Below are 15,544 nucleotides of genomic sequence, written 5' to 3'. Positions count from 1 at the left end.
ATGTCGAGAATGCGGCGCCAGGACGTCAGCCCCTCTAATGATCACTAAAACACTGTGCAAATGCCAGCCCCAAATCATTGATCAACTGAATGTAAGCGCGAGGCGAAGATGTCAGGTTCTGGCCAGTGGTATCGGCTTTGATCCGGTTGAGCTGAACACGACCCAGCGCCGTATTAATCGTGGACTCCTGGCTGGTCACATCCTCCATCAAACAGGATAACTCCTGGCTTGCGAATGCATCCCGCAAGGACATCAGTTTGCGAACGCCAGGCTGAATCTCATCACTGTTGGCAATCACCAGCTGGTGGGAAAGGCCGAACTCCTGTTCAAAATACTGAAACGCATCGTGGTATACCGCATAAGGTCGGTCCAGATAGGGCTGCAAACGCTGTACGACACTTTCCCTGATCAACTGCAACTCTACCCGGAAGGTCGCCAGGTTTTGCAAATACCGAGCTTCATTAGCGGGATCAATAGCAGATAACTGCTCAGCCAGGACAGTGGCAACCTGCTCTGCATTTTGAGTATTCAGCCAGATGTGAGGATCAATACCACTCACACCATGGTGCTGGTGGCCGGCATGCTGCCCACTTTCTGGCACATTGGTTTCTCCCGTTGTTTCTATATCAGGTAGATAGTGCACAGCCAGCCCGGACACGGCCAATGCCTGAACCGTTGCATTCGCGAAGTCGTTGATGGAATCGGCCAGGTACGTTTCCAGTTCCGGCCCTACCCATAACACCAGGTCAGCCTCACGCAAAAGCCTGACTGTGGAAGGGCGGACAATAAAGTGATGATAGGACTGGCTTTCCGGAACCAGCACCCTGGGCTCAGTCACACCGTCGGTAATCGCAGCCGCGATAAACTGGAGAGGCTTTATCGTCGCCGCCACAACAGGTGCCGCCGAAGCAGAAACAGGCAGGGTCGAGAAGAGAACTGCCACCAAAATGGCAGCAATACGTGTAATATTCCGAGAAAGCATGGGAAAACCGGGCATTGGATCTAAAATGTTATGATATACCATTTTCTGCTATGATGCCATCCGGATGAAAAGGGGTAGACATGTCAGACTGGTTGGTTAAAGCCGAAAATGTCGGAGTAAAACTGGGTGGACGCCCGATATTGCAAGACATCAGTTTTGAATTACAACGCGGACAACTGGTCACATTGATCGGTCCCAACGGCGCTGGCAAGACCACGCTGGTACGCATTGTCTTGGGGCTGATGACGGGTTACCAGGGCAAGCTTCGGCGCCAGCAGGGCCTGCGTATTGGCTACATGCCTCAGAAACTCTATATTGAACCGACGCTGCCGCTGACAGTCCGACGATTCCTCTCACTGGGCCTGACCGGCATCAGCCAGCCTGTCACCGTTGCCGAAGCCACACTGGCTGAGGTTAACGTCGTACACCTGCTTGACCAGCCCGTTTCAGCGCTTTCCGGAGGCGAAATGCAGCGTGTTTTGCTGGCTCGCGCGCTTTGCCGCTCTCCGCACTTACTGGTGCTGGATGAACCAGCACAAGGCGTAGATGTTAACGGCCAGGCTGAACTGTATGACCTGATCAACACCATCCGGGAGCGCCATGGTTGCGGCATCCTTATGGTTTCCCACGATTTACACCTGGTGATGGCGACAACTGACGAGGTGCTTTGTCTGAACCAGCATATTTGCTGTCATGGCAAACCGGAGCAGGTCAGCACCGACCCAGCTTATCTGGCTCTGTTCGGGCGTAAAGAAGCCGAAGCACTTGCCGTTTATACCCACCACCATAATCACGTGCACGGCATTGACGGTGATGTGGTCGAAGATAACTGTCAGCACGAGCACTGATCATGATGGATTTTATTATTTACGCACTGATTGCCGGTTTGCTGATTGCTGTCGTCGCCGGTCCGCTGGGCTGCTTTGTGGTCTGGCGACGTATGTCGTATTTTGGTGATACGCTAGCCCACGCTGCTTTGCTGGGGGTTGCCATGGCGATCTTGTTTAATGTGCACCTTCAGCTGGCCATTATCATTGCATGCCTGCTGTTTGCCGGGGTGCTGTTATGGCTGGAAAAACGACAGGCGCTGTCTACGGATACTTTGCTGGGACTGATTGCCCACGGCACACTGGCGGTGGCGCTGCTGGTATTATCACTGTCAGGCAATGTCCAGCTTAACCTGATGGCCTTCCTGTTTGGTGACCTGCTCACTGTCTCGCAGACCGACCTTTACTGGATTGCCGGCGCCTGTCTGTTGATCAGTGTGCTGCTGCTGCGTTACTGGTCCTATTTCCTGTCTCTGACTGTGCATCAGGAACTGGCCCAGGTAGAAGGGCATGCAGTAGGCCGCTATTACACGCTACTGGTGATGATGATTGCACTGCTGATTGCTGTGGCGATGAAAATTATTGGTGTGTTGCTGATCACAGCCTTACTGATCATTCCTGCTGCCGCTGTACGCAAGCTGGTCAGCACACCTGAGCAAATGGCGATCGGTGCGGCGATAGCTGGCTGTCTCTCTGTCCTGAGCGGGATTGCGATGTCCTATCAGTGGGACACACCCGCCGGGCCGTCAATTGTCGTCAGCGCCTGTGCCTTGTTCATACTGGTATCCGCAAGCGCCAAAGTCATCAGGAATTGATTCCACACTGACTGGTCTCTCATTCGAATCTGAGAGAGCAGCAGTGGAATAGCAATAAGAGCAGGTAAGAAGCGTGTGCCGGACTCAGCTATTGCCTTGCCGGATCAGCTGGTAAGCTTCGAGGATATTGGGGCGCTTGATATTGGGCTCAAGGAAACCACGGTACTGGCCTTGTGGATCAATCAGCAGGATATTGCCGCTGTGATTGACCAGGAAGTTTTTGGGGGTGCCACCATCAGGCGCCGGCACGGGCATGATGCCATGTGCCACAAACAGTTCGCTGGCCAGACGGGAAATCACATCAAAATCGCCGTTCACACCCAGGAAGCTGTCATCATAGCCAGCCATGAATTCAGCAATCTGCTGCTGATCATCCCGAAACGGATCAACGCTGATCATCACAACCTGTGTATCCTGCTGATAAGGGCCTTGCTCAAGATCCTGATAAAACCCCGTCAACTCGTGCATGGTCAGCGGGCAAATGTCCGGGCAGTTGGTGAAACCAAAGAACAGCATGCTCCACTTGCCATCAAATGAGCCATTGTTAAATGCCTCTCCGGTATGATCGACCAGCTCAAAGTCTGAGACAGGCACAGGCTCGTCATAAACCATCGCGCCGATTTCGCGCAGCTCTTCCGGCGAAACTGTCGCTGCATCATTGTTGTCTGCATAACGGTTGAAGGTCAGGTACAGCACAATCGCCACCCAGACCAGACATACGATCACTGTAATGCGGATATTTTTTTTCATGAAAACTCTCGCCTGTAACTCAGGAGCGCAAGCACGTATCTATTTACGCATCCACTCAGAACATGAAGTAATGGTCGACCATCAGTACCGGAAACAGCACCATCAAATAGATGATGGAGTATTTAAATGTATCCATGGCAGTGTTTCGGCCCGGCTTGAACAGCAACACCAGTGACCAGGCCAGAAACCCTGCACCGAGCACCACAGCAGCCATCAGATACAGCAGGCCACTCATGCCAATCAGCCATGGCATAACGCTGACCAGCAGCAGAATAACAGTATAGAGAATAATATGGATCTTGGTGAGCTGCTCACCGTGAGTCACCGGCAACATGGGAATACCGGTTTTCGCGTATTCTTCCTTGCGATGTATAGCCAGTGCCCAAAAGTGCGGTGGCGTCCAGGCGAAAATAATCAGCACCAGAATTAATGCGCCTGGCTCAATGGTGCCCGTCACGGCAGCCCAACCCAGCAGCGGCGGCATAGCACCGGACAAACCACCAATCACAATATTCTGTGGTGTAGCCCGCTTCAGGTAACCTGTGTAAATAAACGCATACCCGATAAAAGAAGCCAGCGTCAGCCAGGCACTTAGTGCGTTGACCCAAATCAGCATGATCGCCATGCCCAGCACACCAATCATGGCGGCAAACAAGGCGGCCTGTTTTGGCGCGACTCGTCCCTGTGGCATCGGCCGGTTGCTGGTTCGCCTCATCACCGCGTCGATTTTTCGGTCAATCAGGTGATTCACGACAGCACCGGAACCGGCTACCAGCGCAATACCCAGGTTACCGAGAATCAGAATATCGAAGGGCACCATACCCGGCACGGCAAGAAACATTCCGACCATGGACGTGAGTATCATCAACATCACGACACGGGGTTTGCACATTTCGTAGTAGTCGCGCCAGCTGGCTGTTTGCTTTTGGCTAAGCTCTGTCACGGGATATCCTCTTGCCAGACACTGCCTCGTAACGTCGGAGGTGCATGCAGACTGGATGAATGAATCGGGGGTGGCATATTGTACCGTAATTCGATATCAGGATCGAGATACGAAAAAAAAGAGGACAATTTAAAATTTCCGGAGTAAATTGTAATCAAACATGGTCTATTCTTTTTGAGAGGCTATGTTAGGCTAAAAGCCTGAGATTAACTCAGGAGACGGGTCTGCTTCCATCAGGGAATCGAGTCTGTCTTCTAAATTGAAGTCATCTGATTTCGTGGAGCGGATGTATTTAGACTGATAGAGATGTACGAATAAAGCGACCCTAAATAATAGAAGGAGAAGCTCAATGAGATGTATCTATTATCTGTCACCCACCTTAAAAAGCACACAGCAGATCTCCGACGACCTGCACAACATTGGTGTTGATGACTGGTTCTTGCATATCCACAGCAAGAACGAGAGCGGCCTGGTCAAAGAACATTTGCATTCGAGTAATTACCTGGAAACCCTGGACTTCATCCGAGAGGGTTTCATCGGTGCCGGCATCGGTTTCCTGGCGGGCCTGGGCATGGCTGGAATCGCAGCAGTCGCAGACCCCTTTGGCACAGCCATACCTTGGTATGCCTACGCCGCTATCATATGCCTGATCACTTGTTTTGGCGCCTGGGTCGGCGGCCTGAGCGGCGTTGCCCGGGAAAACAAGAAAATTGCCAACTTTCACGATGACATTGCAGCGGGCAAATACCTGGTGTTGATTTATGCTAAAGAAAGTCAGGTAGAAAAGATTCAGCAAATGATGAGTCAGCAACATCAGGAAGCCACCCTTGCGGCTATCGACCCACACTTCCTGAACCCATTTGCCGACCTGAAAATGGTCCGGGCATAATCTTATTAAGTTGTCTGGGGGAGTATTGCACTCCCTCAGGCATTGCTATAGGATCGAAGAAGTTCGTTTGCTGGTTTCTCTTTCAGCGAACACCGCGAGACAGTTTGTTGTAACGATCGAAGTAACACGTTGAGTACCCCGTCCGAAAGATAACAACAAGGAATAAAGGGAGGGAACGACGTTGTGAACGGGATAGTTGTAGCGTTCGTCGTCAACCGCAGTATTTACAAATCAATCCTTTTTACAGGCCATTCTGATTCTGGTCTGCGCCCCCTGTTTATCTTTCGCTATACAGTTGCTTTATCCACTGTTGTCCGTGCTCGCACATTCACAAGGATATTTCGCGTATGGCTATTGCAGTTGTTCTCGTCCTACTGGTTGTCGGCTCCATCATATTCCACCTCGTCAGTCCGTGGTGGTTTACAGACATAGCGTCCCACTGGGCGAACATTGATTTCACGGTCAACCTGACATTCTGGGTCACCGGGTTTGTCTTTATTGCGGTTAACCTGTTCCTCGCGTATAGCGTCTATCGCTATCGTCAAAGCAAGGATACCCCGGACAACAAGGCTGTTTATGAACCTGAGAATGCAAGATTGGAAACCGGCCTCACCATACTGACCGCGCTCGGTGTTGCGGCCATGCTGGCTCCTGGGTTGTTTGTCTGGGCACAGTTCGTCACTGTGCCGGAAGACGCGACTGAATTCGAAGCCTTTGGCTCACAATGGCAATGGGCTTTCCGCTACCCGGGCGACGATGGCGTCATGGGCACTGCTGACATTTCCCATATTTCTGAAACCAACCCCTGGGGTATTAATCCGGCAGACCCGGCCGGACAGGATGACCTGGTTGTCAAAGCCCCTTATATGGCCTTACCTGTCGATCAGCCTGTAAAAGCGTTATTGCGCTCACGCGACGTTCTCCACAACTACACCGTACCGCAGTTCCGCGCCAAGATGGATATGGTGCCAGGTATGGTTTCTTACATGTGGATAGAGCCGACGCGTACCGGTGTGTTTGATGTGTTGTGCGAACAATACTGCGGCCTGGGTCACCATATCATGCGCGCTCAGATTGAGGTCATGGAGCCAGCTGACTATGAGCAGTGGCTGGATCAGCAAATGACCTTTGCAGAAACCCAGAGCCTGCCCGAAGGCAGTGTCTCTGCCGGGCGCCAGGCGTACGCCACTTGTGCAAGCTGTCATGGTCAGAACGGCGAGGGTAACCAGGCCATGAACGCCCCCAAACTTGCCGGACTTCAAGACTGGTACATCGCCCGACAATTACGCTATTACAGCGAAGGTGTCCGGGGTGCCAACCCTGACGACAGCGCCGGGCAGATGATGGCTCCGATGGCTGCCATGGTTAACTCAGAGGAAGCCAGACTCAACGTTGCTGCCTATATTGAAAGCCTTCCCGACGAACCTGCCCCTGCCACAGTCGAGGGTGATGCAGAGCGCGGCATGCGAATTTACAGCGCTAACTGTGCAGCCTGTCATGGCGCAGAAGCACAAGGCAGCTGGTCAACAGATGCACCCGCTCTGGCAGGGATGAGCGACTGGTATCTTGCCAGACAACTGAATAATTACCGCGATGGCATCCGGGGTGGTGAAGACGGTGATCACTATGGTTATCAGATGACATCCATGGTGAAAGCCATGCGCACGGAAGCACAGCAAAACGATGTGATCGCCTATATCAACACATTGCGCTAATGGGTTTACCAATAATAACGAGATAGCAGCTTTTGATCCGGAGGTAGTTTACATGGCATACGTTCCACTCGCCGACCAGGATGACGCGCACGCGCTGCACGATCCTGACAGTTTCATCACCAAATATGTATGGAGCCAGGATCACAAAGTCATTGCCATTCAGTATGGCGGCATTGCCATCTTTGTCGGCTTGATTGCACTGGGCCTGTCAATTCTGATGCGCCTGCAGCTTGGCTTCCCGGATACTATCAGCTGGATTGATCCTGCTTTTTACTATCAGGCTGTGACCATGCACGGCATGATTATGGTGGTATACCTGCTGACGGCACTGTTCCTGGGTGGCTTCGGTAACTACCTTATCCCACTGATGTGCGGCACAAGGGATATGGTGTTTCCATTTCTCAATATGCTCAGTGTCTGGGTCTATTTGCTGTCAGTACTGATTCTTCTGGCAAGTTTCTTTGTCCCAGGCGGGCCGACCGGGGCAGGATGGACCTTATATGCGCCCCAATCAATTACACCCGGGACGCCTGGTTCCGGCTACGGCATCCTGCTCATGCTGGTCTCTCTCGGGGTGTTCATCATTGCCTTTACCATGGGTGGCCTGAATTATGTCACCACGATTCTGCAGGCAAGAACACGCGGTTTGACTCTGATGCGCCTGCCGCTTTCCATCTGGGGCATTTTTACGGCAACAGTACTGGGCCTTTTCGCCTTCCCCGCCTTGTTAGTTAGCGCCATCATGCTGACGTTTGATCTAATGCTAGGCACCAGCTTCTTCGTACCTTCCATGATCCATATGGGTGAGACCCTGGAACATGATGGCGGCAGCCCGATCCTGTTCCAGCACCTGTTCTGGTTCTTTGGACACCCGGAGGTATACATCGTAGCCTTGCCAGCATTCGGCCTGGTTTCTGATGTCTTATCCACTCATGCCCGTAAGAACATTTTCGGTTACCGCATGATGGTCTGGGCAATCATTGCCATTGGTGGCTTGAGCTTCCTGGTCTGGGCTCATCATATGTACGTCAGCGGCATGAACCCTTACTTCGGATTCTTCTTCGCGACTACCACGTTGATTATTGCCGTACCGACAGCGCTAAAAGTCTATAACTGGGTACTGACGTTATGGCAGGGCAATATTCGTCTCAATACGCCCATGCTGTTTGCCATCGGCTTTATCTTTACCTTTGTTCACGGTGGCCTGACAGGGTTATTTCTGGGCAATGTCATTATTGATGTTCCTCTGGCCGATACCTACTTTGTGGTTGCCCACTTCCATATGGTTATGGGTGTATCACCCGTCTTGGTGCTCTATGCCGCACTGTATCACTGGTATCCGAAAATGACGGGCAAGATGTTCAATGAGACTCTTGGCAAGATACATTTCTGGTGTACCTTCCTGGGCACTTATGCCATCTATCTGCCTATGCATTACCTGGGTTTCCTGGGCGTTCCTCGTCGCTATTATGAAATGGGCAACACGGATTTTATCCCGGCCTCAGCCCAGGCACTCAATGCCAACATCACAATTGCTGCTATCTTTGTTGCTATTGCGCAGCTACTTTTCTTCATCAATATTTTCTGGAGTCTGAAGAGCGGCAAACCATCCGGTGGTAACCCATGGGGAGCAACCACACTTGAATGGCAAACACCGGATACGCCACCCAAGCACGGCAACTGGGGCGAAGAATTACCTGCTGTGTATCGCTGGGCATATGACTACAGTGTGCCTGGTGCGGAAAAGGACTTTATCCCACAAAACGAACCTGGCGAGGAATACGAAAAAACGTTCCACCATAAAGGAGGGGAGTCGTGAGCCTATATCAGGATGTAACCCGCAAGCCCTGGAACACTGTTGGACTACCTGATGGCATAGATCCAAAACCTACGTTCAATGTTTCCAATGAAAAACTGGCACTTGTTGTTTTTGTCATTGTTGCATCTGTGCTGTTCTCACTGCTTTGCGTGTCGTATTTCATTCGTATGTGGTTTGGTGGCGGTGACTGGTTGCCTATCGCGCTACCCAGCATGCTTTGGGTGAATACTGGCGCCCTGGTCGCAGCCAGTGTCGCCATGCAAGTCGCTGTTGTATCTTCGCGAAAGCAGGGTCATGGAGACAAGAGTAAAAGCCCGTGGTTTTTAGTTGGCGGCGTCTTGACGCTTGGGTTCATCATTGGTCAGTTCACTGTATGGCAACAGTTAACATCTCAGGGTTATATTCTTCAAAGCAATCCCGCTAATTCTTTTTTCTATGTTTTAACAGGCGTGCACATATTACACCTGGTGGGCGGCTTATGGGTCTGGAGTCGCGCCCTGCTTCGCCAGGTCAGGAAAGACGCTTCACATGACATAAGCAAGAGTATCGAGCTCTGCGCCTGGTATTGGCACTTTCTGCTGATTGTCTGGTTCGCCCTTTTTTATCTGGTCGCAACCAACTGATTCCCAGCATTATTGAAATTGACCGACTGATGGCAGTTTTTGAATAATAAGGACAGACACATGAGTCACAATGAATCGCTATCGAGTAGTAGCCCAACCGCCAAGGGTGTGACTGGTTTCATCCAGGACTGGTCTGCAGACAAGCAGACCTATCAGGTCCCCTGGGGTAAGGCCATGATGTGGATTTTCCTCGTCAGTGACACCTTCATCTTTTCCTGCTTTCTCGTCGGTTATATGACGGTCAGGATTACCACAACTGAGCCATGGCCATTAGCGACTGAAGTTTTTGCATTATCAATTTTCGGCAGTGATCCCATTCCGTTGGTCCTCATCGCGATAATGACGTTTATCCTGATTACCAGTAGCGGCACGATGGCACTGGCTGTTAATTACGGGTACCGCAAAGACAAAAAGAAAACTGTCATGCTGATGCTGGCTACAGCGGCATTAGGTGCTTCTTTTGTTTGCATGCAGGCCTTCGAGTGGACCAAGTTGATCAGTGAAGGGGTCCGGCCCTGGGGTAACCCCTGGGGTGCACCTCAATTCGGCTCTGTGTTTTTTATGGTCACTGGTTTTCACGGTCTGCACGTTACCGGGGGTGTCATCTATCTTTTGATCATCGCCCGAAAGGTTTCCAAAGGTCACTACGATAAGAAGGGCTTCGAGATTGTCGAAATCACCGGTCTCTATTGGCACTTTGTTGACCTGGTTTGGGTCTTTATTTTTGCATTTTTCTATTTGCTATAGCGCAAACAGTTTTCTGATTACTTCCTATTTCAGTTTGGAGATTTAACGATGGCATCAGCAGAAGGACAACAGCACCCTCTGGGGATATATCTGAAGATCTGGGTTCTTTTATTTGTTCTAAGCCTGTTCAGTTACATGGTGGACTACCTTCATGTGCAAGGCTCGCTGCGCTGGACACTTGTTCTGTTGTTCATGGCGTTGAAAGCAGGCTTCATCATGGCAATTTTTATGCATGTTAAATGGGAGCGCATGGCTCTGGCACTCACTATCCTCGGCCCTCCCTCTGTTCTGCTTTTATTAATATTCTTCATGGCGGTTGAGGGTAATTATACCGAAAGCGCCCGGGTTGAATATTTTGGTCAGGATGCTAACCAGGAACCCGAGCATGTTGTGCATCACTGACATTACAAGCGTATAAAAAAGGGGCTGCCAGTTGGCAGCCCCTTTTTGTATCTGTTCTGTCAGGTGTTATCGCTGTTGAACTTAACCCAGGCTGGATAGACGCAGCAAACGAACAAGGTCTTCCTTGATGTCAGCAACTTCATGTTCATCTGTGTAGTACATCATGACGTTACCAACAGGATCCACAAAGAAAACAATATCCTGAACGTCTGGGTCGAGGTTGATCTGTCTGGGAGCTAACGCTGCTGCTATTTTATCGGCTTCGCCCTGGACGATTCCCATGCTTGGGAACTCTTCTCGAAAATGCGTCGCTAATGCTTCATCAACAGCATTCATGTTGCTTTGCACATAATAGCGTCTAACGCGTGGCATATTTTTGTTCAATGTCACATGCATTTGTCTGAGCAAATGCACCCGTTCCCGGCAAGAGTCACCACAGCTGCCGTTATTCACATAAAGAATCAGCCAAGGTGCTGTTTCATAATCATCAGGGTCAGGAATATCGGCGATGCGTTCATCAAAGGTGAGGAAAACTTCATCATTCTGCTCATCTTCAAGTGCAAGTTCACTGATATCAACCGGAGGGTTAATCAAGATGCCATTGTTCACTGTCTCACCGCTAAACATTCCGGCATCAGTGGCGGCCCGATACGCGAATGACGCTAACGTAATCGGAACGAAAGCAATCAGCAAGAGGAAAGCCAGCTTCATCTTTGTGGTTCTGGTCTCACTCATTGGGTTTCTCCTTTCTTCGGAAACTAAAAAATACAAATAACACTACCAGTGCAGCTGCCATCAGGAACCATTGAATCGCATAGCCCCGATGCACTTCTGGCTGCATATTAACCGTTTGCCAGTCTATGGATAACTCACCCGCTGATCCTGCTGAGAGCCGCAGTCGGGCAGGAATCAGTTTCTCTCCGAGGGCTTCCGACATTCTTGCCAGGTGAACCTGCTGTATGCGCTTTGGCCACTGTTCACCGGAAAGAGTCTCTTCACCAAACATCATCAACTCACCATCAGGTATGTAGATTGTCGCTTCAATCACTGCCTTATCTTCTGGTGTTTCAATAGAAGGCAGTATTTCACGTCTTGGGCCTGCTGCAATCCATCCACGATTAATCAATAAAACACCATAATCTGTTCGAAATGGTGTTAATACCTCATAACCGACCTGACCTGATTGTATGCGGTTATCTAACAGAAAATTATATTCTGTTTCATAATAGCCTTCCGCCTGAATTCGGCTCCAGCCAATATCCTTATCACTCCAGTCAACACCAGAGATCGGCAACGGTGCTGAAGACTGTCGCTCTTCGTACAACTGCTGCAGATCACGTTTTTCAGCTTCTCTTTCCAACTGCCAGTAGCCGAGCCTGATCAGGACCGGCAGCAACAGCAGAACAAACAATGTCATTTTCCAATCGAAGCGGAACAAGCGAATGCCTTTTTATGCTGGTATCATTAATATCTGAATTCTTGAATTAACTACCGAACTAACACACGGAATTAACATGTTGCAGACCATTGTAATCATCCTTCTGGTGGCTATTCTGATCACCCTGGCCGCAGGCTTTATTTTCTTCTACCAGGACCGTGGCAGAAGCAAGCGGGTCATGTATGCACTTGGTACGCGGGTCACTCTGGCTTTCATCCTTATACTAGTCGTTTCTTACGGACTCTACACAGGCGAATTTAATCTCAGTACGCCCTGGAACCCCTGAACAAATAACTTCCTTATAACCTACCCCTGACACAAAGACGGCCCGCTAATGCGAGCCGTCCATGGGAGGGAAGACAGCCAGACTATCTCCCCAAGCGCACTGCTTTCGTCAATTACAGCAAGTAAACGAAGAAGAACAGCATCACCCAAACCACGTCAACGAAGTGCCAGTACCAGGCCGCTGCTTCGAAGCCAAAATGATCATCTGGCTTGAAATGACCTTTCAGACAACGCAGTAACATAACAATCAAGATAAACGTACCCAGTGTTACGTGGAAGCCGTGGAAACCGGTCAGCAGGAAGAAGGTTGAACCGTAAATACCGGAATCCAGCGTCAGCCCGTAGTGACCATACGCTTCAACATATTCCAGTGCCTGCAGCCCCAGAAAGATGATACCCAGACCCACAGTGACAAACATCCACTGAATCAGGCGTTTACGGTTTTCATGCTTCAGCGCATGGTGTGCGTAGTGCAACGTCACTGACGATGTAATCAGAATAACCGTATTCCAGAAAGGCAGGTAGCCAGCGAAGAAGCTCAAGCTCCATTCGTGTACGTTCAGCGCCTCATGAGGGTTTGTGAAAATAGACGAATCCGGGTTGTTGATCAGCGGCCAGGCTGCCTGGAATTCAGGCCAGAGGAACTCACCAGCAACACCTTTCTCACCTTCACCGCCCAGCCATGGCACAGACAGATTACGGACATAGAAGAGGGCGCCAAAGAACGCGGCGAAGAACATCACTTCAGAGAAGATGAACCAAAGCATGCCCCAGACATATGAGCGCTTCAGCTGTTCATTGTTTAAGCCGGCGTGATTTTCACGGATAACCGTAGCAAACCACTGGAAAATGATGAAAGACAGCAGGGTAAAACCTGCCAGTGCAATCCAGGTGGATCCAGTCGCACTTTCACTGGCAGAAATGTCATTTAAGACACTGCCAAGACCGAATACCATAAAGAACAAACCAATCGACGCGAAAAACGGAAACTTGGTTTGTTCCGGTACATAATAGACGCTATGGGAGCTTTCGCTGGCCATTTTTAATCTCCAGAATTAACAATACTGTTCTTTGTTACCGGCTTGCTATTTTGTTTGCTGCCTGCTGGTGTTTTTCTGTTATGTCATACAGTGTGTAAGACAGGGTCAGCTTGCTGATCTGCTCTGGTATCTTCGGATCGATAAAGAAACGCAGTGGCATATCAACTGTCTGACCTGGTTCCAGAATCTGCTCCTGGAAACAGAAGCACTCCACTTTATTCAAGTGCAGTGCTGCCGCATTGGGAGCAACACTGGGGATTGCCTGAACAACACGAACTTCATCACTGGGGTTGCTGACTCTGTAACTGGTTAATTTCATTTCACCAGGCTTCAGTGTCATTTGCGGCACCTCAGCTTTGAACACCCCATCCACGTCATTTTGTCGTGTCGTGAACTGGATAGTGACTTCACGTTGCTCGTCTACCAGCATACCGGCTTGCACGGCTTCGACGCGCTCACCGGTTTTACCGTTCAGGCCGGTAATGTCACAGATCACGTCATAGAGCGGTACCAGCGCAAACCCGAATGCAAACATCCCCACGACTGCAAACCCCAGCTTAACAGCCAGTTTCTTTGTGCCATTCTGTACAGACTTGTCACTCATATGTTTACTCCTCTGGTACCAATCTCTTTACTTCAACGTATCGGTGACCCGCTTTTATTGATCCTTGATCAGGCTGGGATCAGGAGGCGTTTCAAAGGTATGGTATGGCGCCGGCGATGGAACCGTCCACTCCAGACCTTCCGCACCTTCCCAAACCTGGTCAGTCGCTTTCTTACCACCACGGATACATTTGATAACAACAACCAGCAGGATCAACTGCGAGAAGCCGAACAGGAATGCACCAACACTGGAAATCCAGTTGAAGTTAGCGAACTGCAGCGCGTAATCCGGGATACGGCGAGGCATACCAGCCAGACCCAGGAAGTGCTGCGGGAAGAACAGCAGGTTGACGCCAACAAAGGACATCCAGAAGTGCAGTTTGCCCAGGTTTTCGTCGTACATGTAACCAGTCCACTTAGGCAGCCAGTAGTAGGCAGCAGCCATCAAAGAGAAGACAGCGCCTGGCACCAGTACGTAGTGGAAGTGAGCTACAACAAAGTAAGTATCGTGATACTGGAAGTCTACTGGTGTCATCGCCAGCATAACGCCAGTGAAGCCACCAATAGTGAACAGAACAACGAACGCAATGGCGAACAGCATTGGCGTTTCAAAGGTCATCGCACCGCGGAACATGGTGGCAACCCAGTTAAATACCTTCACACCTGTTGGTACAGCGATCAGCATGGTTGCGTACATGAAGAACAGCTGGCCAGCCAGTGGCATACCAACGGTAAACATGTGGTGCGCCCATACGATGAACGACAGGAATGCGATAGATGCGGTTGCATACACCATGGAGTCATAACCGAACAGACGCTTGCGTGCGAATGTAGGGATGATCGCAGAAACCACACCAAATGCTGGCAGGATCATGATGTAAACTTCCGGGTGACCGAAGAACCAGAACAAGTGCTGGAACAGAACCGGGTCACCACCACCAGCAGCATTAAAGAAGCTGGTACCGAAGTGGATGTCGAACAGCATCATGGTAACCACGCCTGCCAGTACTGGCATCACCGCGATCAGCAGGTAAGCTGTGATCAACCATGTCCAGACGAACAGTGGCATTTTCATCAGTGTCATACCCGGTGCACGCATGTTCAGAATGGTTGCGATAACGTTGATCGCACCCATAATGGAAGACGCACCCATGATATGGACAGCAAAGATAAAGTAAGTCACTGACGACGGCGCATAGGTTGTCGACAGCGGCGCGTAGAATGTCCAACCGAAGTTGGGACCGCCACCTTCCATGAACAGAGTGGAAACCATCAATGCGAATGCAAATGGCAGAATCCAGAAGCTCCAGTTGTTCATACGTGGCAGGGCCATATCCGGCGCGCCGATCATCAATGGAATCATCCAGTTAGCCAGACCGACAAAGGCTGGCATCACCGCACCAAAGACCATCACCAAGCCGTGCATGGTGGTCATCTGGTTGAAGAAGTTAGGCTCTACAAACTGCAGGCCTGGCTGGAATAGTTCTGCACGAATTACCAGAGCGAAGGTACCGCCCAGCAGGAACATGGCAAAACTGAACCACAGGTACATCGAACCGATGTCTTTGTGGTTGGTCGTGAACAACCAACGGGAAAAGCCTTTAGCTGGTCCGTGATGGTGATCATCGTGTGAATGGTCGAGTGCAGCGCTGCTCGTACTCATGAC

Annotated in this window: 17 protein-coding genes; 9 read left to right on the top strand and 8 right to left on the bottom strand. The window is 50.5% G+C overall.

Annotation, left to right across the window (positions count from 1 at the left end):
• Positions 1–34: 34 nt before the first annotated feature.
• Complete coding sequence (locus PSCS_RS11925; RefSeq protein WP_157885709.1) at positions 35–982, bottom strand: zinc ABC transporter substrate-binding protein; 948 nt, start codon at positions 980–982, stop codon at positions 35–37.
• Positions 983–1,062: 80 nt separating this feature from the next.
• Between PSCS_RS11925 and znuC the strand changes: the two genes are divergently transcribed.
• Positions 1,063–1,830: a zinc ABC transporter ATP-binding protein ZnuC gene (gene znuC, locus PSCS_RS11920; protein ID WP_068812337.1), complete on the top strand. Its 768-nt coding sequence runs from the start codon at positions 1,063–1,065 to the stop codon at positions 1,828–1,830.
• Positions 1,831–1,832: 2 nt separating this feature from the next.
• The gene (locus PSCS_RS11915; protein ID WP_068812336.1) at positions 1,833–2,624 is read left to right on the top strand and encodes a metal ABC transporter permease; all 792 of its coding nucleotides are present in this window, start codon (positions 1,833–1,835) and stop codon (positions 2,622–2,624) included.
• 84 nt (positions 2,625–2,708) lie between these two features.
• On the opposite strand, the gene PSCS_RS11910 is transcribed toward PSCS_RS11915, so the two are convergent.
• Both PSCS_RS11910 and cyoE read right to left on the bottom strand, forming a co-directional pair.
• Entirely contained in the window at positions 2,709–3,374 is a 666-nt protein-coding gene (locus PSCS_RS11910; protein WP_068812335.1) for an SCO family protein, read from the bottom strand.
• A gap of 55 nt (positions 3,375–3,429) precedes the next feature.
• Positions 3,430–4,317: a heme o synthase gene (gene cyoE / locus PSCS_RS11905; RefSeq protein WP_082866654.1), complete on the bottom strand. Its 888-nt coding sequence runs from the start codon at positions 4,315–4,317 to the stop codon at positions 3,430–3,432.
• 349 nt (positions 4,318–4,666) lie between these two features.
• Between cyoE and PSCS_RS11900 the strand changes: the two genes are divergently transcribed.
• The 6 genes from PSCS_RS11900 to PSCS_RS11875 all read left to right on the top strand — a co-directional run bounded on the left by PSCS_RS11900 (position 4,667) and on the right by PSCS_RS11875 (position 10,512).
• Positions 4,667–5,206 (top strand): hypothetical protein, encoded by a 540-nt coding sequence (locus tag PSCS_RS11900; protein WP_068812334.1) that lies wholly within the window; start codon positions 4,667–4,669, stop codon positions 5,204–5,206.
• A gap of 347 nt (positions 5,207–5,553) precedes the next feature.
• Positions 5,554–6,921, top strand: coding sequence for a c-type cytochrome (locus PSCS_RS11895; RefSeq protein ID WP_068812333.1), 1,368 nt, complete (start codon positions 5,554–5,556; stop codon positions 6,919–6,921).
• A gap of 52 nt (positions 6,922–6,973) precedes the next feature.
• Positions 6,974–8,740 carry a cytochrome c oxidase subunit I gene (locus PSCS_RS11890; RefSeq protein WP_068812332.1) on the top strand — a complete coding sequence of 589 codons (1,767 nt, stop codon included), beginning with the start codon at positions 6,974–6,976 and terminating at the stop codon, positions 8,738–8,740.
• Positions 8,737–9,363, top strand: a complete 627-nt coding sequence (locus PSCS_RS11885; RefSeq protein WP_068812331.1) for a cytochrome c oxidase subunit 3 — start codon at positions 8,737–8,739, stop codon at positions 9,361–9,363. The genes PSCS_RS11890 and PSCS_RS11885 overlap by 4 nt, the downstream gene beginning before the upstream one ends.
• 60 nt (positions 9,364–9,423) lie before the next feature.
• Positions 9,424–10,110 carry a heme-copper oxidase subunit III family protein gene (locus PSCS_RS11880; RefSeq protein WP_068812330.1) on the top strand — a complete coding sequence of 229 codons (687 nt, stop codon included), beginning with the start codon at positions 9,424–9,426 and terminating at the stop codon, positions 10,108–10,110.
• A gap of 48 nt (positions 10,111–10,158) precedes the next feature.
• Positions 10,159–10,512 carry a cytochrome C oxidase subunit IV family protein gene (locus PSCS_RS11875; protein WP_068812329.1) on the top strand — a complete coding sequence of 118 codons (354 nt, stop codon included), beginning with the start codon at positions 10,159–10,161 and terminating at the stop codon, positions 10,510–10,512.
• Between the two features lie 81 nt (positions 10,513–10,593).
• Here the strand turns inward: PSCS_RS11875 and PSCS_RS11870 are convergent, their stop codons facing one another.
• Both PSCS_RS11870 and PSCS_RS11865 read right to left on the bottom strand, forming a co-directional pair.
• The gene (locus PSCS_RS11870) at positions 10,594–11,247 is read right to left on the bottom strand and encodes a hypothetical protein (RefSeq protein ID WP_068812328.1); all 654 of its coding nucleotides are present in this window, start codon (positions 11,245–11,247) and stop codon (positions 10,594–10,596) included.
• Positions 11,240–11,950: an SURF1 family protein gene (locus PSCS_RS11865; protein WP_158662878.1), complete on the bottom strand. Its 711-nt coding sequence runs from the start codon at positions 11,948–11,950 to the stop codon at positions 11,240–11,242. Before PSCS_RS11865 ends, PSCS_RS11870 begins: the two co-directional genes overlap by 8 nt.
• A gap of 76 nt (positions 11,951–12,026) precedes the next feature.
• Here PSCS_RS11865 and PSCS_RS11860 point away from each other — a divergent pair, with 76 nt between their 5' ends.
• The gene (locus PSCS_RS11860; RefSeq protein WP_068812326.1) at positions 12,027–12,236 is read left to right on the top strand and encodes a DUF2909 domain-containing protein; all 210 of its coding nucleotides are present in this window, start codon (positions 12,027–12,029) and stop codon (positions 12,234–12,236) included.
• 112 nt (positions 12,237–12,348) lie between these two features.
• On the opposite strand, the gene PSCS_RS11855 is transcribed toward PSCS_RS11860, so the two are convergent.
• From PSCS_RS11855 to ctaD, 3 genes are read right to left on the bottom strand one after another with little or no spacing between them, the layout of a single operon-like run.
• Positions 12,349–13,275, bottom strand: a complete 927-nt coding sequence (locus PSCS_RS11855; RefSeq protein WP_068812325.1) for a cytochrome c oxidase subunit 3 — start codon at positions 13,273–13,275, stop codon at positions 12,349–12,351.
• A 34-nt stretch (positions 13,276–13,309) separates the two neighbouring features.
• On the bottom strand, positions 13,310–13,879 hold the full coding sequence (locus PSCS_RS11850; protein WP_068812324.1) for a cytochrome c oxidase assembly protein: 570 nt from the start codon (positions 13,877–13,879) through the stop codon (positions 13,310–13,312).
• 54 nt (positions 13,880–13,933) lie between these two features.
• On the bottom strand, positions 13,934–15,541 hold the full coding sequence (ctaD, locus tag PSCS_RS11845; protein WP_068812323.1) for a cytochrome c oxidase subunit I: 1,608 nt from the start codon (positions 15,539–15,541) through the stop codon (positions 13,934–13,936).
• Positions 15,542–15,544: the final 3 nt, after the last annotated feature.

This window comes from Pseudohongiella nitratireducens (assembly GCF_001642735.1).
Lineage (GTDB): Bacteria > Pseudomonadota > Gammaproteobacteria > Pseudomonadales > Pseudohongiellaceae > Pseudohongiella > Pseudohongiella nitratireducens.
Note: the sequence above shows the minus strand (reverse complement) of the source record. Positions and strands in the feature narration are given on the sequence as shown.